Origin of the sequence: Natrialba asiatica DSM 12278, from assembly GCF_000337555.1 — an archaeon.
GTDB classification, from domain to species: domain Archaea; phylum Halobacteriota; class Halobacteria; order Halobacteriales; family Natrialbaceae; genus Natrialba; species Natrialba asiatica.
In genome coordinates this window covers 212,478-233,812 of sequence record NZ_AOIO01000007.1, presented here as the reverse complement: position 1 = coordinate 233,812, position 21,335 = coordinate 212,478, and the positions used below count along the sequence as shown (strand labels likewise).

Annotated in this window: 16 protein-coding genes; 5 read left to right on the top strand and 11 right to left on the bottom strand. The window is 61.2% G+C overall.

Annotation, left to right across the window (positions count from 1 at the left end; all coding sequences use genetic code 11):
* On the top strand, positions 1–532 hold a 532-nt coding region (locus C481_RS02580), incomplete at its 5' end, for a M20/M25/M40 family metallo-hydrolase (protein WP_006107323.1).
* 72 nt (positions 533–604) lie between these two features.
* Here C481_RS02580 and C481_RS02575 read toward each other — a convergent pair.
* Positions 605–1,135: a DUF488 domain-containing protein gene (locus tag C481_RS02575; RefSeq protein ID WP_049904363.1), complete on the bottom strand. Its 531-nt coding sequence runs from the start codon at positions 1,133–1,135 to the stop codon at positions 605–607.
* Positions 1,136–1,501: 366 nt separating this feature from the next.
* On the opposite strand from C481_RS02575, the gene C481_RS02570 reads away from it, so the two are divergent.
* The gene (locus C481_RS02570) at positions 1,502–2,809 is read left to right on the top strand and encodes an acetamidase/formamidase family protein (protein ID WP_006107321.1); all 1,308 of its coding nucleotides are present in this window, start codon (positions 1,502–1,504) and stop codon (positions 2,807–2,809) included.
* Between the two features lie 27 nt (positions 2,810–2,836).
* On the opposite strand, the gene C481_RS02565 is transcribed toward C481_RS02570, so the two are convergent.
* The 4 genes from C481_RS02565 to C481_RS02550 all read right to left on the bottom strand — a co-directional run bounded on the left by C481_RS02565 (position 2,837) and on the right by C481_RS02550 (position 6,729).
* The gene (locus C481_RS02565) at positions 2,837–3,097 is read right to left on the bottom strand and encodes a ubiquitin-like small modifier protein 1 (protein WP_006107320.1); all 261 of its coding nucleotides are present in this window, start codon (positions 3,095–3,097) and stop codon (positions 2,837–2,839) included.
* Between the two features lie 530 nt (positions 3,098–3,627).
* Positions 3,628–4,380, bottom strand: coding sequence for a YqcI/YcgG family protein (locus C481_RS02560; protein WP_006107319.1), 753 nt, complete (start codon positions 4,378–4,380; stop codon positions 3,628–3,630).
* Positions 4,381–4,406: 26 nt separating this feature from the next.
* Positions 4,407–5,264 carry an adenylyl-sulfate kinase gene (cysC, locus tag C481_RS02555; protein WP_006107318.1) on the bottom strand — a complete coding sequence of 286 codons (858 nt, stop codon included), beginning with the start codon at positions 5,262–5,264 and terminating at the stop codon, positions 4,407–4,409.
* 241 nt (positions 5,265–5,505) lie between these two features.
* Complete coding sequence (locus C481_RS02550) at positions 5,506–6,729, bottom strand: sulfotransferase family protein (RefSeq protein ID WP_006107317.1); 1,224 nt, start codon at positions 6,727–6,729, stop codon at positions 5,506–5,508.
* Between the two features lie 611 nt (positions 6,730–7,340).
* On the opposite strand from C481_RS02550, the gene C481_RS02545 reads away from it, so the two are divergent.
* The gene (locus tag C481_RS02545; RefSeq protein ID WP_006107316.1) at positions 7,341–7,988 is read left to right on the top strand and encodes a hypothetical protein; all 648 of its coding nucleotides are present in this window, start codon (positions 7,341–7,343) and stop codon (positions 7,986–7,988) included.
* A 298-nt stretch (positions 7,989–8,286) separates the two neighbouring features.
* On the opposite strand, the gene C481_RS02540 is transcribed toward C481_RS02545, so the two are convergent.
* Positions 8,287–10,359 carry a PAS domain S-box protein gene (locus C481_RS02540; RefSeq protein ID WP_049904361.1) on the bottom strand — a complete coding sequence of 691 codons (2,073 nt, stop codon included), beginning with the start codon at positions 10,357–10,359 and terminating at the stop codon, positions 8,287–8,289.
* 535 nt (positions 10,360–10,894) lie between these two features.
* Here C481_RS02540 and C481_RS02535 point away from each other — a divergent pair.
* Entirely contained in the window at positions 10,895–12,538 is a 1,644-nt protein-coding gene (locus tag C481_RS02535) for a BCCT family transporter (protein ID WP_006107314.1), read from the top strand.
* A gap of 156 nt (positions 12,539–12,694) precedes the next feature.
* Positions 12,695–14,074, top strand: a complete 1,380-nt coding sequence (locus C481_RS02530; RefSeq protein ID WP_006107313.1) for a class-III pyridoxal-phosphate-dependent aminotransferase — start codon at positions 12,695–12,697, stop codon at positions 14,072–14,074.
* A gap of 113 nt (positions 14,075–14,187) precedes the next feature.
* Here C481_RS02530 and arcD read toward each other — a convergent pair whose 3' ends face one another.
* The 5 genes from arcD to hutU all read right to left on the bottom strand — a co-directional run bounded on the left by arcD (position 14,188) and on the right by hutU (position 21,315).
* Positions 14,188–15,663, bottom strand: coding sequence for an arginine/ornithine antiporter ArcD (gene arcD, locus C481_RS02525; RefSeq protein WP_006107312.1), 1,476 nt, complete (start codon positions 15,661–15,663; stop codon positions 14,188–14,190).
* A gap of 196 nt (positions 15,664–15,859) precedes the next feature.
* Positions 15,860–17,434 (bottom strand): histidine ammonia-lyase, encoded by a 1,575-nt coding sequence (hutH, locus tag C481_RS02520; RefSeq protein ID WP_006107311.1) that lies wholly within the window; start codon positions 17,432–17,434, stop codon positions 15,860–15,862.
* Positions 17,427–18,662 carry an imidazolonepropionase gene (gene hutI / locus C481_RS02515; protein WP_049904360.1) on the bottom strand — a complete coding sequence of 412 codons (1,236 nt, stop codon included), beginning with the start codon at positions 18,660–18,662 and terminating at the stop codon, positions 17,427–17,429. Before hutI ends, hutH begins: the two co-directional genes overlap by 8 nt.
* Positions 18,659–19,573: a formimidoylglutamase gene (hutG, locus tag C481_RS02510; protein WP_006107309.1), complete on the bottom strand. Its 915-nt coding sequence runs from the start codon at positions 19,571–19,573 to the stop codon at positions 18,659–18,661. The genes hutI and hutG overlap by 4 nt, the downstream gene beginning before the upstream one ends.
* Complete coding sequence (gene hutU, locus C481_RS02505; RefSeq protein ID WP_006107308.1) at positions 19,570–21,315, bottom strand: urocanate hydratase; 1,746 nt, start codon at positions 21,313–21,315, stop codon at positions 19,570–19,572. Before hutU ends, hutG begins: the two co-directional genes overlap by 4 nt.
* Positions 21,316–21,335 lie beyond the last annotated feature (20 nt).

Below are 21,335 nucleotides of genomic sequence, written 5' to 3'. Positions count from 1 at the left end.
GGCCATCCAGAACGCATACGCGATCCCCCGCCACAGCGACGGCATGACCCGCGTCAACGTCGGCTACATCGAGGGCGGCACCGCGAGCAACGTCATCGCCGAAGAACTCACGATCGACGCCGAGGTCCGCGGCGAAACCACCGGACTGATGGAGTACATGCGTACCGAACTCGAGCGCGTCCTCTACGCTGCCGCGGAGATGCACGATTGCGACGTGACGCCACGGGTCATCAGCGAGTCGCCACGAACGGACAGCGATCCCGCGCTACGTGAACTCGTCGGGTCGGCCGCCAGACCAGTCGGCGGAGTCGACCGCGTGATCGAAACGACGGAGTTCGGCGTCAGCGAAGACGTTACCTACCTCATGGACCGGGTCCAGCGAGCCGGCGGCCTCGCGTCGTACGTCCTCATCGGAACGGATCACCCGACGAATCACCACACGCCGACGTTCGATATCGACGAGGAGAGTCTGGAGATCGGCGTCCGAGTGCTGTCGGACGCGATCCGCGAGTGTTCGCGCCGACAACCGTAGCCCGAGCGGTGCGTTCTGCCGCGTTGAGTAGCGGTCCCTGCTCCCGCCGTGTCGGTACCGCTGACCGGATTCTCATCCACCTTCGGACTCCGGATACGTTACTGTCTCGTTCGCTACCGTTGCGAACCGCGTGAGCGAATGCGCCTCAGTCCGATCCGCCTCGAAAATATGGACAACCTCGTGGTCTCGAACCAGCAACCAATCGGAGATAATACGCCGATGACAGCGCCAGTACACCTTCTCCGCACACACGTAGGCCACCGTAAACCGCTCTCCGAGCGCGATGAGTTCGTGTAATCCGGTCCGGAACTCCTCCGTGAGTGCGTAATCAGCGTACGTGCGGAACGAGTCGTTGTCCCAGGCCGCATTCGGAGACGCGGACAGGTCGGTGTCCCTGTACCCGCCCAGGTCCTCGATGTGTTCGTATGAGATATCGTGTTTCGGGAGCCGGTCCGTCAATCGGTCACGGTCGAACTGCGGGTTCGTCCGGGATCGGGGAAAACTCCGGACGTCAGCGAGAAGCGTGATTTCGTACTGGTTGAGCACCTCCAGAAGCTCGTCGAACGATCGCGTTGAGTGACCGAGAGTGTGAAATCGCGACACGGACGTAGTATTGCTCCCGAAAACAAGAACTGTGGGGACGAACTGCGTTCGGAACGACGACTGACCGTGATCGGACGGTTCGGCAACGACGCGTGCAAGCCGACCGTCGTCATCTAATTATTCGCGCATCTTCGCCGCTCGTCGATCACCGTTGGAACGATGACCCCTCTCCCGTTAGGATGAACCCTTGTCCGACCGTACTCCCAGTAACCGTCATAGAACCATACCAGAAGGGACCGAGCATCACAATAGTACAGATACCGCTCTTTGTAACCACCCGTACTGAACGCGGTCTACTCGGGAGAAAGAACGCGTACTACCAGCTACTGTTATGGTAAGTCGTAACGTACCCCAAACCGAGGTAGCATGGCACAACGCAAAGTCAAGCAAGAACTCTCGGTCGACCAGTACACGCTCGGACTGGTTGGACCGGATCAAACGTGGGCGGGAACGGTTGCGGACGGCGGAACGATTAAAACCCATACGCCGCCGGCGTGTTGGGGTCCGATGATTACGCCCGAGTTCAGGGGCGGTCACGAAGTCACGCAGCCGATCGAGGTTGAGAACGCCGAAGCGGGCGACGCTATCGCGCTGAAGATCAAGAATATCGACGTAACGAGCGTTGCAACAAGCACCGGCAGCATGGTCGAGCGCGAGGGCGCGTTCGGCGATGATCCCTTCGTCGATCACACTTGCCCGGAGTGTGGGGCCGAGTGGCCCGAGAGCGTCGTTGAGGGCGTCGGAGAGGAGGCGATCAAGTGCGCCAACTGCGGCGCGAACGCGTCGTCGTTCGGATTCGAATACGGGTACACCGTCGCCTTCGACGAGAATCGGACAGTCGGATTGACGATGGACGCCGAGGCCGCCGACGACCTCGCGAACCAGGCCGACGAGGCGATGGCCTTGCCCGAGAACTCCAGACAGCATCCGATTCTCCTGTACAAGCCCTCGAAGATGCCCGGCACGCTCGGTCGGCTTCGACCGTTCATCGGCAATATCGGGACGACGCCGCCGGTCGAACTGCCGGATTCTCACAACGCAGGTGACTTCGGTCAGTTCCTCATCGGTGCGCAGCACGACTGGGGGCTGCCGGACGAACAGGCCCTCGGCGAGCGAACGGACGGCCACATGGACATCAATGCCGTCCGCGAAGGGGCGGTGCTCATCTGTCCGGTGAAAGTCGACGGCGGCGGAGTGTACGTCGGCGACCTCCACGCGAATCAGGGCGACGGAGAACTCTCGTTACATACGACCGATGTCAGCGGACGCACCGAACTGGCGGTCGAGGTCATCGAGGATCTCGACATCGACGGTCCGCTCCTCCTCCCAAACGAGGAGGATCTCCCGTACATCAGTCGACCCTACACCGACGATGAACGCGAGACAGGGCAGGCACTCGCCGAGGAATACGGCGTCGAGATGGTTGAGGATACGGGACCGATTCAGGTCATCGGCAGCGGTGCGACCATCAACGATGCGACCGAGAACGCTTTCGATCGCGCGGGGGCTATGCTCGATATGACCGAAGGAGAGGTCCGTTCGCGGTGTACCTTCACGGGCGGTGTTCAGATCGGGCGCCTTCCCGGTGTCGTTCAGTTAGATCTGCTCGTACCGATGGACCGACTCGAGGACTGCGGACTCGCGCATCTCGTTCGCGAGCAGTACGACCTCTGAGCCGTCCAAGGGCGAACGCTACGCCACCTATCCGCCCTGTATGGCCGGATACACCGAAACGGACGCGTCCGTCGGACACTGGTCGTCGGGAGTCGATCGGTCTCCGTCTACGGAGACGCGTACGCTCCCCCGAAGCTTGCCATCGTCGGAGTAGAGTTGTGATTTCGCGCGCGGATACTGCTCGACGAAGGCCGCGAGCGCGTCCGCGACGGTCTCCCCATCGTGATCAACCTCGACCGTCTTCTCTCCCGTCGCGCTTCGAAGTGGACCGTATACGATCACCTGCATAGGGATACTTCTCGGTACAGCATCAAAGACATCGCCCGTAGTCACCTCACTCGGGAGTCTCGTGAAGATAGCGGGAACTCGTCTCGGGTCTCGATGACAGCCGCTAATAACTCGCTTCGGCGCGTACGACTCGAACAAGGGTGCGAGCCGCACGGATGGCGCTTTAGACCGGACGAAAGGGGGTTCGAGCGCGTCCGACCGGAGATTGCTGATGGAGTACCCCGTTTGCTACTCGAACGTCCCACCTTCCGACTGCCGTCAGTGACGAGTCAGGTATGAGCGTCCGAGAGGCGTAATAATTCGTGGAAATCGGATCATCGTCTCCGTCTCTTCCGTTTGGTATCTGTTCAACGTCAGCGTGGATGTCTCGTGTAGCGCGTAGTTGATTCGCCCTCGTGACGGACATCGGTACTTCAGGGCGCAGGATCGAGCGCGCGATGTGGTCTCTACGGAAAATCTGGTGCGGAACACTCAACCACGCTCTCGATGGAAACGCGTCGACCGAGGAGGTGCAGAACAAGGGAGCGACCCTATGATCCGTCCGTATCTATTTCGAAGGGGAATTCATCCACGCTCTCATCGGTGGACTCCGGGAGCAAATACTGTTTCCATTCCCGAGTATTGGGATCGACGTAGTCACCGATGTCCGGGTGAGGGGCAACGTCATCGTAGTCCTGTAACCGATCCCTGATGACCGAGCGAGCACGTTGTCCTTCCGTCGTCTCTCCGCTAACATCGTCGAGAACTCTCCGTGGTTGGATCGTTATTTCTAGTCCGTACGGCGTGTACCTACTCTTCCGATCCGTATAGAACGGAGCGCGTCCGACGATAAACATCGATTCGCCACGGAAGCAAAATTCCCACTCCGGATCAGTTGGGTCCGCCGGAATATCACCGGGCCACGGGTCCGGATCCCGTTCGTTCAGGAATTCGAGTACCCTCCAGAATTGATCTCGGTAGTCCCGTTCGCTTTGCTCCTCGTCAGGAGGTCTGAAAAACATCACCAGGGTCGTTCGTTCGGCGATCGACTGATACCGTTCGAGATACTGTTGCAACCCCTCTTTCACTTTAAAGAGTGCATCGCGATCATGAGCATCCCCCACGAAGAGGTACCGAGCGGTATCGTTACGTTCAGCGTTCACCGCGAAGTAACACGGATAGCGAGTGTTCTGCATCGCCTCTCTGAACTCGATATACCTCTTTTTCTTCCACGCGGCTAGCTCTCCCGCTTCTATCGCATCTAGTAACTCGGATCGGTCAAACAGGAGCCCCGTCTTACTCATGATCGAGGTGTGGGTGATAAAAACATTTAATCCTCGAAATGTTGTCCCGAGAGAAGTTCGCTCTTTTCGTACTCCTCGCGCGTCTCGGTTCCGCTGATCTCTGCGACCTCCTCGGGAACTGAGACGACCGAGTACCCCACGTCCCGTCCGATAGCGACGGTATCCACGTCCGGAACGATCATCGTTTCTACATTCGGATGGTCCTCGTAGACGTCCTCGATTAACTCTCGGCGCTCCTGTGCGGTGAGCGGGTTCTCTTCGCTGAGTTCGGTGTCGCGGATGGCGATAATGACGTCTTTTCCGTTATCAGCGGCTGAATCGATGATCGTTCGGTGACCGTCGTGGAGCGGTTGCCAGCGGCCGATGAAGATGTGGCTCGGATCGAACTTGAGTTCCAGTTCCGTGTTGATCTTCTTGATGCTCTCCTCCGCCGAGTGCGTTGCCGTCCGAACTTCGAGTTCAATTTGCCCTCCCTCCGGGTCCTCGAACGGGGCATCGATGCCGGTAAACCCCTCGATCTCACCGTTTCGGGCCTGCTCGTACATCCCTTTTACATCGCGTTCCTCGCACACTTCGACCGGCGCATTAACGTAGATGAACGAGACGTCCTCGATCTTCTCGGCGATCAGTTCTCGCTGCGACCGATACGGGGTGATGAACGACGCGACGACATCGAACCCCTGTCCGTTCAACGCCTGTGCAACACCGGCGGTCCGCCTGAGGTTCTCGGTTCGATCCGCCTTCGAAAACCCGAGATCGGAATTGAGGGTGTTTCGAAGATAATCCCCGTCCAGGTGGACCGTATTCGGACCGAGTAATCCCTCGGCGAGCGTCGTCTTTCCGGAACACGGCAGTCCGAAGAGCCATATCGTTTTTCCCGACATCAATTGATCCCCTCCGTGAGGGCGGGACGTCTCCCCGCTTCTTTCCGAACAGCATCGATGATAGCGGTCTCGACGCTATCCACTCCGGCTCGGTGCGACTCCGCATTCGGTGTGTCGTTAGATACGAACATTGCTGCGTCTGCTGTGGCCGCGAAATCCCTCGTCATCGTTCTCGACGGTCGTTGTCTCGGCGTCGACGAGCAACGCAAGTCACCTCCGCCGCTCCCCTCCGTCGCTCCGCTCAGATCCATTCCGATTCCTCCGTGTATCCCAGTTCCTCGATCACCTCGGTATACGTCTCGTCGGCTCGATCGAGTGCGCTCCTGACGAGATCCTCCCTGTCTCGCCAGCGAGCGTGTCTCGGTTCCTTCGTCGTCATCACCTTGTTGGGGCTCTCGACGTTCTCCGAAAGCAACGCCGACTCGCCGAGATCGGCGAACTCGACGATCTCCTCGACGGTGGAACGGGTGTCGGTGAGAACATCCTCGAACCGAACTCGAAGAACGTTCTCGAACGCGTCGCGGCCGTCGAGGATGTGGCGGTGGGCTCGCGCCCACTGCATCAGGCAGACGTCGATAAGTTTTCCCGCACTATCCCACCCCGGTGGGAGATCGTAACACCATAGCGAGCCATCGTACCCGTCGATATCGAGCTCTCCTACGCCGTATGTTTGGAATCCCCTGTTCAGCCGCCAACCGTCGTAGAGCCCGTTGATCGACGCCGCCGGGTTCCGTGTGAGATGAACGACGTTGATCTCGGTTTCGGGAAATAGCTGTTCGCGGATCCACGGGAGTCGGTACACGTCGCCGCTCGCTTTGAGGACGAGCGTCCGCTCGAAGTCGTCGGCTGTGAGAGCACGCTTGTAACGGTGCGAAGAAACGAACGGTCGATCCTCGATCGTTTCCGTTTTGAACGGCCCGGTCGCGTCTCGGTCCGCGTATTCGTCGTACTGCAGCGGTGAGAGTCCGAGTTCTCCGAGTATCTCGTCGAGCGACGCTCCGTCGAGCAACGCTTCGTGAATCTCCTCGTACGGGAGGTCCCGATCCGGGAACTGCAACGGAAGCCGGATGAGCGTATTATCCACGCGATGCGTTCGATCGCCGGATCGGTCGGTCGCACCGACCTCGGCGAGGAGGTCCGTCAGGAGCCGTTCTCTATCGAACGACTCGAAGTCAGCCGGAATGACGTCGGATTCGAACGCCGGGTAACAGATTCCGTTCAGGGTGAACCATCGGTCGTGTTCACCATCGAGACTACACGTTTCTTCGTGGTGGCGAAGGATATCGAAAAGGAGACTGCTTCCCCCTCTCGGAGCCGACGTGATAAGCAATACGCTGTCGAAGTCGGTGACTTGATACTCCGACAAAATCGATCGTTTCTCCTCCGTGACAACCTCGTTCTTTACGAACTCGTAGTTCCGTTTGGCCCGGTCGCGGAAATCGCTCGGCGGTTCTTCAAGACTCACCAGCCGTCACCTCCTGGCGCGTCTCCCGTATCGATGCGTAGTCGTAACCGACTGTGCCGTTTCAGTGACCGGAATCGAGTCAACATAGGTTGGTGGGTGTCGACCACTGCTTCGGTGGCAACTGCGGGTTCCTTCTGGGCTCGGTCGCTCGTAGGCAGAGGTCGACGAGTAGGTGTACTCTCGCGGTGAGTCATAAAGTGAAAGCGGGTTTCATCTGCAAGGGGGCGACGAATCGGCGGACGGGAAGACTCGAAAGTACGACGCCGGACGGCGATTCACCGTCCGTGGATCAACGTCGGAGTTCGGGTCGGAAGGTTCCGCCACCGGCCCGTCGCCGAGCAAGCGAACAGTTCCAAGCTAAATGGATGATGGCTATCTCGCCCGTCGGACGAGCGGCGCTGAGGTCGCGTACTACGGCACCACTACTCTAGATCGAACTCCGACGGATCGTTTTTCGCGGGTGCGTTGAGAACGTCACCGTCGCGGTCGAACCGGATTCGGCCGTGAAGGCGTGGATCGTTGTGAGAGCCGCCGATCGTCCGAAGCTGTCTTTAAAATATCATGTTGGCTGAATCAGAAGGATTAATTCGCGGGCTCTCTGTGTATCCGGTATGAGCCAGGACGATGTGCCGGCGTCCCTTCGAACGGCAGCGGACTCGGATCGGCCGCGTGGCATACTCACACCCTCCGACCGCGACTTCCTGCTCGGACGGAAAACCGATTACACCGATCACTCGAAGAAGCAAAAGCGGAACCGAATCCGGCGTCGGGTGCGAAACGCGATTCTCGACTTCAGTATCCTCTTTGAATACATGGAGGAACGCGACCGGGAAACCGTATTCGACCCGGATAACGAGGACCGAGACGCCTATACGCAGGGGATCACCGATATGCTCGCGTTCCTCCATCTGGGGACGATGGGCTATCACACGCCGTTCAAGGACATGCTTTCGGAGGGCGTGGGCAAGGCCGAACAGCGCCTGGCCGGCTCGAACTACCGGATGGTCAACGTCGAGTTCAACGTCGACCCGGTCGGGCAGATCGACGTGGACGAGGTAATCGAGAAACTCGACAACGAGGAGTTCGCCCAGATTACCGACGAAGAACTCCGAGCGTTCGTGCGACTACTGACGATGTCCGATGGGTTCTCGCCCGAGACGACGCGCGAGGAGATCAAGGATCGGGTCGACGAGTTCGGGGAGCGCGTAGACGAGAGCGCTGAGACTCGCGCGCAAAAACTCGAGGAATTGACGAACTGAGTAACTGGCGGATCCAGCTCCGGTTCGATGTGCCCAGAAGCGCTGCTTTTGACTGAGACGTCACGATATGCGCTCGAGCAATCGATAGTCACTATCTGTAACGAATCGTCCGAATGGGTTGATCGGACCTGTTATCGCTGTTTGGCTCCGTTGAAACGCTTAACTGGTGCTAGGTTGAGCACCCTCAGCGAGGAGTTCAGGTTGACGACAGAACGCTACATGCCAGGGTATCATCGTTGGTTGTCAAAAACCGACTACTGAGTACAGAGAATACGCTCAGCAGAGCACGGTTTACAAACTATTCGGCAGCGTCTGGGATCGGAAGCGACAACGAGAACGTTGCCCCTTCATCCGGCTCCGAATCGACCCAGATTTTACCTTCATGGCGTTCGACAATTCGTTTGCACAGTGCGAGTCCGATGCCCGTGCCGGCGTATTCGTCCTGACTGTGGAGTCGCTGGAACACCTCGAAAATGTGATCCTGGTTCTCGGGGCTGATGCCGATCCCCTCGTCGGTGACCCTCAGGACCCACTCATCGCCGGTTTTTGTGGCGGAGACGTGTACGCGTGGCGGCTCATCACCACTGTACTCGATGGCATTTTCAAGCAGGTTTTGGAACAACTGGCGGAGCTGGCTGGCGTCTCCTTCCACCGTTGGAAGATTTTCGGCGGTTATCTCAGCGTTGCTTTCCTCGATCTGGAACTGGAGGTCAGTTAATACGTTTTTCAGGACAGCGTTCAGATCTACCGGTTCAAACGGATCTCCCTCCGTCTCTATGCGAGAGTACTCGAGCAGGCCGTCGATCATCTCGCGCATCCGCTCTGCACCATCCATGGCGAATTCGAAGAACTCCTCGCCGGTCTCGTCCAACTCGTCGGTGTACTGATCCTTGATGAGTTGAAGATAACTCGAGATCATGCGTAACGGCTCTTTGAGATCATGAGAGGCCGCGTACGCGAACTGTTCGAGCCGCTCGTTCGACTCCCTGAGTTCCCGCTCGCGCTTTTTACGCTCGGTGATGTCTTGGACTGCGCCACGGAGCAAGACCTCTCCGTCCTCTACATCGGGATTACCATTGACGTGGAGCCAGCGCACCTTGCCGCTTGGCGTCTGAAATCGAAGCTCTACATCGAAGGAGGTTCCGGAGTCGAGTGCCTCCTCGATAGCGTTCTCGATGATGGGGCGGTCCTCCTCATGGTAGACGGTTAGCGCTTCATCGAGGGACGGTTCCTCGCCGTAGGGTATCTCCAAAATCTCGAAAAGGTGCTCGGTCCAGAACACCTCACGTGTGTCCGTATCGATTTCCCAGCCGCCGACATCCGCAATCTGTTCTGCCCTCTCCAAGAGTTCGTGCGTCCGTTGTAATTCCTCTTCGCGCTTCTTGCGGTCGGTTATATCCCGAAAGTACACAGAGAGGCCGGACTCCGAGGGGTAAACCCGGACCATCGCCCAGATTCCCAACGGGTCAGAGTCCTGTTCGAAACTCATCGGTTCCTGGGTGGCCATCGCCGTCTTGAACTTCTCGAAGAGCAAGTCGGATTCATCGACGTCGAATACCTCCCAGGGTTTTCGTCCCAGAAGTTCCCCTGCTGATTTGCCGAGATATGTCTCGGCGTGTTCGTTCACATACTCGAATTGAAACTCGTCGTCGAGGGCATAGAACGCATCATCAATTCGCTCGAAGATGTCGTCGAGTTCCTCCTCAAGTTCGTCGCGCTGCCGTTCGAGCCGCTCAGCCTGCTCCTCCAGTTGCTGCTTGTATTCACGCTGGTCGGTCATGTCGCGGGTGACCTTCGTGAATCCCTTGAGCGCCCCCTCGTCATCTCGGATGGCAGTGATTGTGACGTTTGCCCAGAACGTCGAGCCATCCTTGCGGACCCGCCATCCCTCGTCCTCGATACGACCCTCTTCCGCAGCGGTTTCGAGATTTCGGTCGGGTACGTTGTTGATGATATCGTCCTCGGTATAGAACGTCGAGAAGTGTTCGCCGACGATTTCCTCTTCTGCATAGCCCTTGATCCGCTCGGCTCCCTCGTTCCAACTGATGATCGTACCCGTGGGATCAAGCATGAAGATAGCGTAATCTTTGACAGCACTCACGAATGCACCGAACTGCGCTTCATCTGGTTGTTGGTCTGATGGGTTCTCCTCGGGCTTCCACCAGATCCTGTTCGAGTCGGCTCTTTGTTTGGTTTGGATCTTGCCCCGTTCAACAAGCACCTGCAGACAGCGGCGCGCGGTTCGTCGAGGGTACTCTAGTTCATTCGCGATTTCCGCAGTAAAGAACGGCGTTGACGACCGGCTTGGGCGGCTAAAGAATTCTCGGATCTCGTTTAAAGTGTCGTCCGATACCGACCCAGAGGAACCCATTGTCTACGACTATTGCTGTAAGCCTATAAGCGCTTGGCGATAGCGGTGTAGTTCCCGCTATACCGCCGTATTGAGGCGTAAAACAGGTGCTGTCTCTGCAGCACGATTCAACGAACATTCCGGTATCTACGAGGATTTACGTTGCTCAATGGGCATCTCTGTGTAACGGCGTTTCAAACGGAATCACATCTGAAGAACGGGATTTCATCAGAGCCGACTGTTTATAGTGTCTCTGTAGCTGAGCGTGGCGATCAGATCGCGTCCGATCCGGTCAGAGTTCGTCCGTGGAGACGGCTCATTGGTTTCACTATGCAACAGAACTCGTGGGTATGCCGGACATTCATCCAATTGGTCGGGAACTCGATATCGGTTACTCCGGGGGCTTATGAACACAATCCGTATATGACGGACGAAAGTGAGAAACGTTTATTGTGTATGGTATCAACTGATTCGGTATGCTATCGCGCAGCACAGCTACTGGGTGGACGAGATACAGCAACGGAGTTGCTTATCGCTCGGAACAGGGGGTGGGACGATGAGCGACGCCGAGGGGGGAGTGGTCGACGAGTTCTTCGAAGAGATCGATCCGATCGTCTTCGCGTTCGGTGCGCTGTTGACGGTCGGGGTAATCGCGGCGTTCTTCATCAACCAGAGTGCCGTTACGGAGACGATCAACACCGTGTACGGCTGGGTCGTCGAGTACCTGAACTGGGCGCTGCTGGTGATCGTCTTTCTGATCGTCCTGTTCCTCCTCTTCCTGATTGTCGGCCCGTGGGGGAAGATCAAGATGGGAGACGAGGAGCCCGAGTACAGTTTTCTCTCGTTTTTTGCGATGTTGTACTCTGCGGGGTTCGCAGCGGGAGTCGTGTTCTGGGGACCGACGGAGGCGCTGTTTTACTATAACGACCCGTCACCGCTGTTCGGCGTCGAGGGCGGGACGAGCGAGGCGATTCCGATCGCGATCCAGCAGACGTTGTTCCACTGGGCGCTGCCGCAGCTGGCCGTGTTCACGATCATGGGGCTCGCCATCGCCTACTTCGCGTATAACTACGAGAACGTCCCGCTTCGGGTCTCCTCGGCGTTGACGCCGATCATCGGCGCGGAGAACCTCGACGGGCCGTTTGCGAAGGTCGTCGATATTCTCGCCGTGTTCGCGACGATCGGGGGTGTGGCGACCTCGCTCGGCTTCATCGGGAGCCAGTTCATCGCCGGTCTGAACTACCAGTGGGGAATTGATCTGGGGAACGTCGGCATCCTCCTCGTGGTGACGACGATGACGCTCCTGTTTACGATTTCGATGGTTCTCGGGGTCGATAGAGGGATCCGCCGGCTGTCGAACTTCAATATGATCCTGTTCGTCACGCTCATGCTCGCGACGTTCATCCTGGGGCCGACGCTGTTCTTGCTCCTGCTCGGCTCGCAGGCGATGGGCGGCATGATCGCCGACTTCACGTCGATGAGCCTCTACACCGGCACCGGTACCGACGGCGGTACGGGGTGGATGAACGAGTGGACGGTCTTCTACTGGGCGTGGGCCCTCTCGTGGTCCCCGTTCGCCGGACTGTTCATCGCTCGCATCTCCAAGGGCCGCACCGTCCGCGAAGTCGCGTTTACCGGCATCGGCGCGACCTCGGCCGCGACCATCCCGTGGTTCACGTTCATCGGCGGCACCGCGCTGCGATACCATCACACCGGGACGGCCGACTTCAGCACGGTGGTCGCCAACAATACGCCGGAGGTTTCGGGCTTCATCCTCTTCGAAGCGTTCCCCTTCGGAACCGTGTTCATGATCGCGTTCATGATTCTCGTGACGACGTTCTTCATCACGTCGGCGGACTCCTCGACACTCGCCGTCTCGATGATGACCACCGGCGGGAAAGCGAGGCCCTCGAGTATCAGTCGGGTCTTCTGGGGCGTCGTCCTCGGTCTGACCGCCGCGATCCTCATGATCATCGGCGGCGAGAGCGGGACGGGCGCGCTACAGGACGCGGTCATCATCACCGGTGCGCCGTTCGCGTTCGTCTGCTTCGCCGCGATGCTCTCGCTCATCAAGGACTTCAGCTCGAGCTACGGCCGGGTGTTGCTGCAGGACGAAACCGTCCTCATCGGCTCGAGTCGGAAAACGGACTCCGAATCGCCGGCCGGCCCCGGCGGTCCCGCGGAAATGGACGACGACTGATTCCACCCCGTCGATCAGTCGAAAGCGCGCCGATTGACTCACTCAACCGTCTTCCCGCCCGGTTTTCTCGTCAACGGCCTGCTAGCCGTTCCGGCGCTCCGATCCAAAACACCGGTGATAACAAGATTTAATGTACGTCATAAACATAAATTGTGTATGGATAGGGACACAGCGAAACCGGACGTGGACGCCTTCCCCGGGTCAAATGCGCGCAAGTGGGTCGAGTTCCACGGCAAGAACGCGGCCCCGAGCGAGTACTCCCACGAGTTCGTCTGGGACGTGACGCGCGAGGCGGACGGGCCGTTCGTCACCGACGTCGACGGCAACGTCTTGCTCGATTTCACCTGCCACATCGGGGCGGCACCGCTCGGCTACAACAACGAGAAGGTCACCGCCAAATTACGGGAATTCGACCTCGTCGAGCCGATGAAGATCGCCGGCCAGGACATGTACTTCGGTGCCGGCCCGACGCCCGAGGAATCGGCCGTTCCGGGGTCGAGCCATTTGATGGACGAACTAACCGAGGTCTCGAGTCAGTACGGCATGGATACCGTCTTCCTCTCGAACTCGGGTGCGGAGGCCATGGAGAACGCGATGAAGATCACCCACGACTCCCGTGTCCCCTCAAAGTACGGCGTCGCGTTCGACGGGAGTTTCCACGGGCGGACGTTCGGGACGCTGTCGATCACGAAGTCGAAGGAGGTCTACACGCGTCACTATCCCCAGCTAAGCGGGATCGAGACGGTGCCGTTCTGTGACTGCACCGGCGAGGATGACGGCGACCGGAACTGTGAGTGTGGCTTTTTCGCCGGCGAGGGATCTCAGCTCCGGACCATGCTCGCACCGGAGGGCGGCCGCATCAACCCCGAGGAAATCGCGTTTCTTGCCCTCGAGCCGATTCAGGGCGTCGGCGGCTACCGGTTCCCCAGCGAGGCGTTCATGCGAGAAGTCGCCGCCGTGACCGACGAATACGACATCCCGCTGGTCGTCGATGAAATCCAGTCGGGGATAGGGCGCACCGGCGAAATCTGGGCTTCGGATCACTACCCGATCGAACCCGACGTGATCGCCAGCGCGAAGGCCCTCCGCGTCGGTGCGACGATCTCTCGATCCGAGATCTTCCCCGCGGAGAAAAACCGACTCGGGTCGACGTTCGGCGGCGGCGATCTGCTCGGATCGATGATGGGGACGTTCACGCTCGAGGCCATTCAGGAACACGACCTGCTCGCGAACGCGACCCGGCGCGGCGAGCAGGCCAAAGAACTGCTTCGTGACGACTCGCCCGCCTCCGTCGAGGATGTCCGCGGAAAGGGCCTGATGCTCGCCGTCGAGTTCGATACGGCCGACCGACGGGAGGCCGTCGTGACGGCGTCGCTGGAACGCGGACTGCTGACGCTCGGCTGCGGCGAGAAAACGATCCGTCTGCTCCCGCCGCTCGATTCCAGCGAGCGCGAGATCAAACTCGGGATCGGGATCTTTCTCGACGCGATCGACGCCGCCGAAGCGGTTGATGCGAGTTCGAAAGCGCTCCGCTGAACTCGTTGTGCGATATCGCGTCACTCGGGGAAAACGTGATCTGGGTGTCGGTTCCAGTTCCAGTTCCAGTCCCAGTATTGGTACCGGTGCCGGTGGCGTGGAGACCGGATAGCTCAGTCTTCGCCGGGGACGCCGGTGCCGACGCCGCTACCCGGTGATGCGGTCTCATCGGCACCGCTCCCTTCCTTGTAGACGATCTGCCACCCGGTGAGACCCATGATCAGAAGGACAAGCGGCGAGAGGAAACCAAAGAAGTAGTAGGGGGCATATTCCAGCGTGGAAACGCCGAGCGTCCCGGCCATAAACAGGCCGCCGCTGCCCCAGGGGATAAGCGCACTCGTCGTCGTCCCGGACGCCTCGATAGCGCGCGAGAGGTTCTTCGCTTTCAGCCCCTGTTCCTCGTAGAGGTTCCGGAGGGTCATTCCCGGAACGACGATGCTTACGTACTGCTCGGCGGCGAGGATATTCATAGAGACCGCGGAGAAGGCGGTGACGCCCGTCAAACTCGCGACCCCGCGACAGAGCCTGCCAAGGTGGTGGGCGAGGACGGCGAGAATCCCGGTCCGCTCGAGCATGCCGCCGAGCGAGAGTGCGGCGATGGCGATCGTCACGATCCAGGCACCGCCGATCAGCCCTGAACTATCGAGGAGTCCGTTCACGAGTTCCATTCCCGTTTCGGGTCCGGTCCCGGACTGGGCGGCCGACCACGCGGCGGCGAAGCCGGTACCCTGGACGAGCATCGACGTGAATACGCCCGCGAAGACGCCGGTTCCGAGCGCAGGGACCGCCGGAATACCGTAGATCGCGAGTCCGAAGGTGACGATGACCGGCAGGAAGACGAGTGGCGAGATAACGTAACTCCCCTGGAGAGCCGTTTGGATCGAGGCGAGGCGGCCGGCGGGGATCGATCCGGCGGCGTTCAGTCCGATGGCGGCGTACAGCACGACCGAGAGGCCGAACGCGACGAGGGTTCCGGCCCGCATCGCGTTGATGTGGTCGTACAGATCGGTGTTCGTCACCGCGGCGGCGAGGTTCGTCGTATCCGAGAGGGGTGACTGCTTGTCGCCCGCGTAGGCTCCGCTGAGGATCGCCCCGGCGGTCATCGGCTCGGGAATGCCGAGTCCGGACCCGATACCGATGAACGCGACGCCGAGGGCGCCCGCCGTCGTCCACGACGAGCCGACCGCAAAGGAGATGATCGCGGCGAGGATGGCAGTTACCGGAAGAAACACCGCGGGCGTGAGAAATTCCAACCCGTAGTACATCAGGCCCGGAATCGTCCCGGCTTGAATCCACGACGAGATGAGCGCGTAGACGGTGAACATGATGATGATCACCTTCATCCCCATGAGGAGACTATCCGTGATCCCGTCGTACAGGTCGTCCCAGGAGAGACCGAGGTGATACCGGGCGAACAGCCCGGTGAAGGCGATCCCCCAGAAGAGCGGGAACTGCGGATCCAGGTCGAACGCGACGATGCCGACGCTGAGGAAGACGATCATGCCCGCGATGGGAACGAGCGCCGCCGCGAGCGACGGACGTTCGTCGGGATCGATGTCCTCGAACAGCCGCGGCTCAAATGCTACCATCGGATCACCGCATCGTCAAGCCGATCCGGAAGACAACTCGGTCGATTGCTCACCATGTACCCTGTTATCATACTCTATGAATACTAGTCGAAGAGTACTGCAAATAGCAGCAGTTTCCATTCGGGTAGGTCTTTAAATACCTCAGTCGACTCACGGTTTGGTAGTGAGTCGCAGCAGCACACTAAAAACAGTGTCGCTACGGCGGTCCGGCGTCGATCGCCATCTCGACGTTCTCGAACAATTGATCCGACCGGAGAAGCGCCAGCATTCGATCGATATCACCGTGAAGCGGCCGGTCCTCGTCGAGATGAGAGACGTGTTCGCGGACGGTCCGATAGGCCGCGTGCGTTCCGATTCCGGGATCGAGTTCAGCGACGAAATCGAGCGACTGCGCCGCACAGAGCAGTTCGATACCGACGACGCGGAGCGTAGCTGAGACGGTCTCTCTGGCGGCGTAGCCGCTTTGGGCGCTCATGCTCACGTGATCTTCCTGATTGCCGCTGACCGGGATGTTATCCGTCGACGGCCGTCCCTGGGACCGGTTCGTGCTCACGAGATCCGCCGCCGTGTACTGGGCGATCATGTACCCCGATCGAAGGCCGCTCCCTTCGGTCAGGAACGGCGGCAAGTGCACTTCTTGAACGTTCGGATTGAGCATCCGATCCATCCGCCGTTCCGAAATCGACGCGAGTTCAGCCAGGGCGCTCGCGGCGTAATCCAGCCGCAGCGCCAGCGGTTGGCCGTGGAAGTTCCCGCCCGAGAGAACCGCCGCTCGATCGGTCCCGCTCGCGCGGTCGTCCGCTTCGTCGGCGGGGAACACGAGCGGGTTGTCCGTCGCGCTGTTGAGTTCCGTCTCGACGGCCTCGCGGAGGTGCTGGATCGAATCCCGGACCGCGCCGTGAACCTGCGGGAGACACCGGAGCGAGTACGCGTCCTGCACTCGATCGCAGTTGCGGTGGGACTCGACGATTTCGGAATCGCGGGTCAGCCGACGGATATTCCTGGCGCTTTCAGTTTGGCCCGGGTGTGGCCGAACGTTCTGAATGCTCGGATGTGAACTCGCGGTGGTACTCATCGTCGCTTCCGTCGTCATCGCACCGGCGATATCCGCCGCTTGGAGCGCACGCTCGGCATCGCGGACGACGAGCGCGGCCAAGCCGACGGTTAGCTGCGTTCCGTTGATGAGCCCTAACCCCTCCTTCGCCCGGAGCGTCACCGGTTCGAGTTCCGCTCGCGCCAGCGCTTCGTCACCGGGCAGTCGATCGTCGCCGACGGTGGCTTCACCCTCACCGATGAGGACGAGCGCGAGGTGGGCAAGCGGCGCGAGATCGCCGCTTGCACCGAGACTCCCCTTGGCTCTCACGACGGGGTGGACGCCGTCGTTTAACATTCCGACGAGCAGATCGACGATGCGTTCCCGGACGCCGCTGTAGCCTTTCACCAGGGCGTTGAGTCGGGTTACGAGCATCGCTCGAACCTCCGCTCGATCGAGTTCATCGCCGGTGCCGGCGGCGTGGCTCCGAATGAGATTCTGCTGGAGCGTTTCGATGTCGTCCGCAGGGATGCGTTCCTGGACGAGTTCACCGAAGCCGGTGTTGACGCCGTAGACGGCCTGTCCGGAGTCGACGATGTCGACGATGCGCTCTCGCGATTCGCGAACGCGCTCGCGGGCGGATTCGGGGACCGAGACGGGTGCGCCCGCTCGGGCGACGCGTTCGACGGCCGCCGGCGTGAGCGTTTCGCCGTCGACGACGACCGGGTCGTCAGTCACGGTGCACCACCGTTCCGTTCTTGATGACTGTTCGAACGTTCGAGACGCCGAAGTTGTACGGGATGTGTTGATAGTTGGTCACGGTTGCGATGGCGAGGTCGCCGGGTGCGCCCTCGCGAATGGTGCCCGTGCCGTCGGTACGGTCGACGGCGCGGGCGGCGGTGGCGGTTGCGCCGCGGATAGCCGCGGCCGGTGTCATTCGCATGCCGTTACAGGCGAGTTCGACGACGGATTCCATGCTCTGTGAGAAGCAGTTCGGATTGAAGTCCGTGGCGAGGGCGACCGGCACGTCCGCCGCCTCGAAGGCCGCCGCGTCCGCGTACGCCGCGCCGAGCGAGAACGCCGTCCCCGGCAGGAGCACCGGCGTCACGCCAGCCTCGCCGAGCGCCGCGATGTCCTCGTCGGTCGCCTGCAACAGGTGGTCGGCGCTGGTCGCGCCGCAGTCGGCCGCCAGTTGCGACCCGCCGAGTCGCTCGAACTCCTCGGCGTGGATCTTCGGCGTCAGACCCAGCTCCTGGCCAGCCGCGAGAATCCGTCGGGACTGCGGAACCGAGAAGACGCCCGCCTCGCAGAACACGTCGCAGAACTCGGCGAGGCCGGCGTCGGCGACCGCGGGCAGTTGCTCCTCGATGACGCGGTCGACGTACTCTTCGGTGTCCGCGCCTTTGGGAACCGCGTGTGCGCCCATAAACGTCGGTACGACGTCGATCGGGTGGCGGTCGGCCGCCTCGTCGATCGCTTCGAGTAACTTCAGTTCCGTCTCGACATCGAGCCCGTAGCCGGACTTTACCTCGACCGTCGTCGTGCCGTGGGCGAGCATGGTATCGAGGTTCTCAAGCAGATTCGCGACGAGTTCATCGCGGGAGGCGTCGCGCGTCGACCGAACCGTCCGCAGGATTCCGCCACCCTCCGCTAAGATGTCCTGGTAGCTCGCGCCCGCGAGCTTCGCGGTGAACTCGTCGACCCGGTCGCCGGCGAAGACGGCGTGCGTGTGGGGATCGACGAAGCCCGGCAGGACCGTCTGCCCGGTGGCGTCGACGGACTCCGTCGCGTTCTCCGGTGGATGTGCGCGCGTTACGTCTGCCGTGGGGCCGACGGCGACGACGACGCCGTCTTCGATCGCGACGGCACCGTTTTCGATGATTTCGAGTCCGCTATTCGAATTATCGCCATCGCTGCCGGTCGGGGTCGCGACCTGTGCGGCGTCGGAGACGACGAGGTCGGTCATGCGTTCCACCCCGCGAGGAAGTGTGCGATCGTCCGCGCGGCGGCGTCGACCGTTCGGCCGTCGGTATCCAGCGGCGGCGCGCACTCGACGACCTCGAATCCGGCGAGTCGGTCGTCGCTGGCGACGAGCCGAACGAGGCGGAACAGTTCCCGCGGCGTCAGCCCGCCCGGCGTCGGCGCGCTCGACCCGCAGTAGGGCGCATCGAGGACGTCGATGTCGACGCTACAGTAGAGCCGGTCGACGCCGTCGAGCGCCGAGAGCGCCCGATCGACGGCCTGCAGGGGGTCGTCCGCAACCTCCTCGGCGGTCACGATCTCTCCGTCGCGTTCGCGCACGAAATCGTGATACGCCGAACTCGTTTCGAAGTGCCGCGCGCCGACGCAGGCGTAGCCGTCCAGTCCGGCGTCGTACAACTGGCGGTAGGGCGTCCCGCTGGTCGGTCGCTCTCCGAACTCGCGCACGTCGAGGTGGGCGTCGAAATTGACGACGCCGACGCTCGCGTCCTCGAGCAGCGGCGCGACGTTCGCGAAGGTCAGCGAGTTGTCGCCGCCGAGAAAGACGGGGAGCGCGTCGCTGTCGTGGACCGACGCCGCGGCCTCGCGGACCGCGTGCTGCACCGTGGCGACGGAACCGTCCGGAATCGCCACGTCGCCGACATCGCCGATATCGCGCAGCGGCCCGGCGTCGAAGTGATGGCTCTTCACCGCCGCGAGCGATTCCCTGAGAGTGGTCGGCCCCTCGGCAGCGCCCTCTCGGGAGACGACGCCGCCGTCGTATGGTTCTCCCACGAGCACCGCGTCGAACTCGCCGGCGTCGTCGACGGTCGTTCCGGTAACGACGTCACCGAGCTGTTCGTCGACCGAATCCGACGACGGTCCCGTCCAGTCCTGTGGAGTGGTAAACGAACTCATTCGTGATCGTGCATTGGAACGCGGACGTTCGACGCCGACGCCTCGTCGATCGCGTCCTCGTAGCCGGCGTCGGCGTGGCGAATCACACCCATGCCGGGATCGGTCGTAAAGACCCGGCGCGCTTTTTCGGCGGCCAGATCCGACCCGTCGAGGACGACGTGGTTGTTGGCGTGGATGGCGTTGCCGATGCCCACGCCGCCCCCGTCGTGGACGCTCACGATGTCGGCCCCGGCGGCGCAGTTCAGAAGGGCGTTCAGGATCGGCCAGTCCGCGACGGCGTCGGAGCCGTCCCGCATCGCCTCGGTCTCCCGGTTCGGGCTGGCGACGCTTCCCGCGTCGAGGTGGTCGCGCGTGACGACGATCGGTGCCGTGATCTCTCCGTCGGCGACGAGTTCGTTGATCCGAAGTGCGAACCGTGCGCGCTCGGTGAGGCCGTCGGGGTCGTCCTCGGCGCGGTACCCGAGCCAGCAGACGCGACTCGGGAGTCCCTGAAACGACACCTGCTCCTGCGCGAGGTCGATCCAGCGGTGGAGGTTCTCCTTGTCCGGAAACAGATCGCGTACGGCGTCATCGGTGTGGTGAATGTCCGCCTCGTCGCCGGAGAGGGCGACCCAGCGGAACGGTCCCTTCCCGCGACAAAACAGCGGTCGGATGTACGCCGGCACGAAGCCGGGGAAGTCGAAGGCGTTCTCCACGTCCCGGTGGTCCTGTACCTGCCCGCGGATGTTGTTGCCGTACTCGAACGCGACCGCGCCACGTTCTTGCATCTCGAGGATGCCCTCGACGTGGCGCGTCATGGTATCGAGGCTCTCCGCGACGTAGGAGTCGGGATCCGTCTCGCGGAGTCGGTCGGCCTCGTCGACGGTATAGCCCGCCGGATAGTAGCCCTCGAGTTCGTCGTGGGCGCTCGTCTGATCGGTGACGATATCGGGCACGAACTCGCGCTCGAGCATTCCGTCGAACATGTCCGCGGCGTTCGCGTGGAGGCCGATGGACAACGCCTCGCCTGCGGCTGCGGCCTCCCGAGCGAGTTCGATGGCCTCGCCGAGATCGTCGGTCTTTTCCGTGCAGTAGTCCGTCTCGAGTCGTCTGTCGATACGGCGTTCGTCCACCTCGGCGGCGATACAAACGCCGTGGTTCATCGTCACGGCGAGCGGTTGGGCCCCGCCCATGCCGCCGAGGCCGCCGGTGACGGTGATCGTTCCACGTAACCCCTCGCTCTCGGGGAAGTGCTGGCGCGCGACCTCGGCCAGCGTCTCGAACGTCCCCTGGATGATGCCCTGCGTGCCGATGTAGGCCCAGGAGCCGGCGGTCATCTGCCCGTACATGATCAGCCCCCGGGCCTCGAGTTCGTGGAAGTGCTCCCAATCGTCCCAGTTGCCGACGAGGTTCGAGTTCGCGATCAGCACTCGCGGCGCTCGCTCGTGGGTCGTGAACCGGCCGACCGGTTTCCCCGATTGGACGAGCAACGTCTCGTCGCTCTCGAGATCGCGGAGCTCCGCGAGAATCCCGTCGTAGGCGTCCCAACTTCGGGCCGCCCGGCCGGTCCCGCCGTAGACGACCAGCTCTTCCGGGCGCTCGCCGACGTCGGGATCGAGGTTATTGTTGAGCAGCCGAAGTGCCGCCTCCTGTCGCCATCCCTCACACTCGATGTCCGTCCCGGTCGGTGCACCCTGGTACTCGAGCCACTGCGGCGACGGCTCGCCGATTCCGCGATCGGAACGCTCCGTTGACTGTTCCATGCGTGTGTCTAACAACGGGA

Excerpts from the sequence above, each read along its gene's own strand:
- C481_RS02565 (WP_006107320.1), bottom strand. The coding sequence starts at position 3,097 with ATGCAGGTGATCGTATACGGTCCACTTCGAAGCGCGACGGGAGAGAAG.
- C481_RS02545 (WP_006107316.1), top strand. The coding sequence starts at position 7,341 with ATGAGCCAGGACGATGTGCCGGCGTCCCTTCGAACGGCAGCGGACTCG.
- C481_RS02530 (WP_006107313.1), top strand. The coding sequence starts at position 12,695 with ATGGATAGGGACACAGCGAAACCGGACGTGGACGCCTTCCCCGGGTCA.
- C481_RS02540 (WP_049904361.1), bottom strand. The coding sequence starts at position 10,359 with ATGGGTTCCTCTGGGTCGGTATCGGACGACACTTTAAACGAGATCCGA.
- cysC (WP_006107318.1), bottom strand. The coding sequence starts at position 5,264 with ATGTCGGGAAAAACGATATGGCTCTTCGGACTGCCGTGTTCCGGAAAG.
- hutU (WP_006107308.1), bottom strand. The coding sequence starts at position 21,315 with ATGGAACAGTCAACGGAGCGTTCCGATCGCGGAATCGGCGAGCCGTCG.
- hutG (WP_006107309.1), bottom strand. The coding sequence starts at position 19,573 with ATGAGTTCGTTTACCACTCCACAGGACTGGACGGGACCGTCGTCGGAT.
- C481_RS02560 (WP_006107319.1), bottom strand. The coding sequence starts at position 4,380 with ATGAGTAAGACGGGGCTCCTGTTTGACCGATCCGAGTTACTAGATGCG.
- C481_RS02570 (WP_006107321.1), top strand. The coding sequence starts at position 1,502 with ATGGCACAACGCAAAGTCAAGCAAGAACTCTCGGTCGACCAGTACACG.
- hutI (WP_049904360.1), bottom strand. The coding sequence starts at position 18,662 with ATGACCGACCTCGTCGTCTCCGACGCCGCACAGGTCGCGACCCCGACC.
- C481_RS02535 (WP_006107314.1), top strand. The coding sequence starts at position 10,895 with ATGAGCGACGCCGAGGGGGGAGTGGTCGACGAGTTCTTCGAAGAGATC.
- arcD (WP_006107312.1), bottom strand. The coding sequence starts at position 15,663 with ATGGTAGCATTTGAGCCGCGGCTGTTCGAGGACATCGATCCCGACGAA.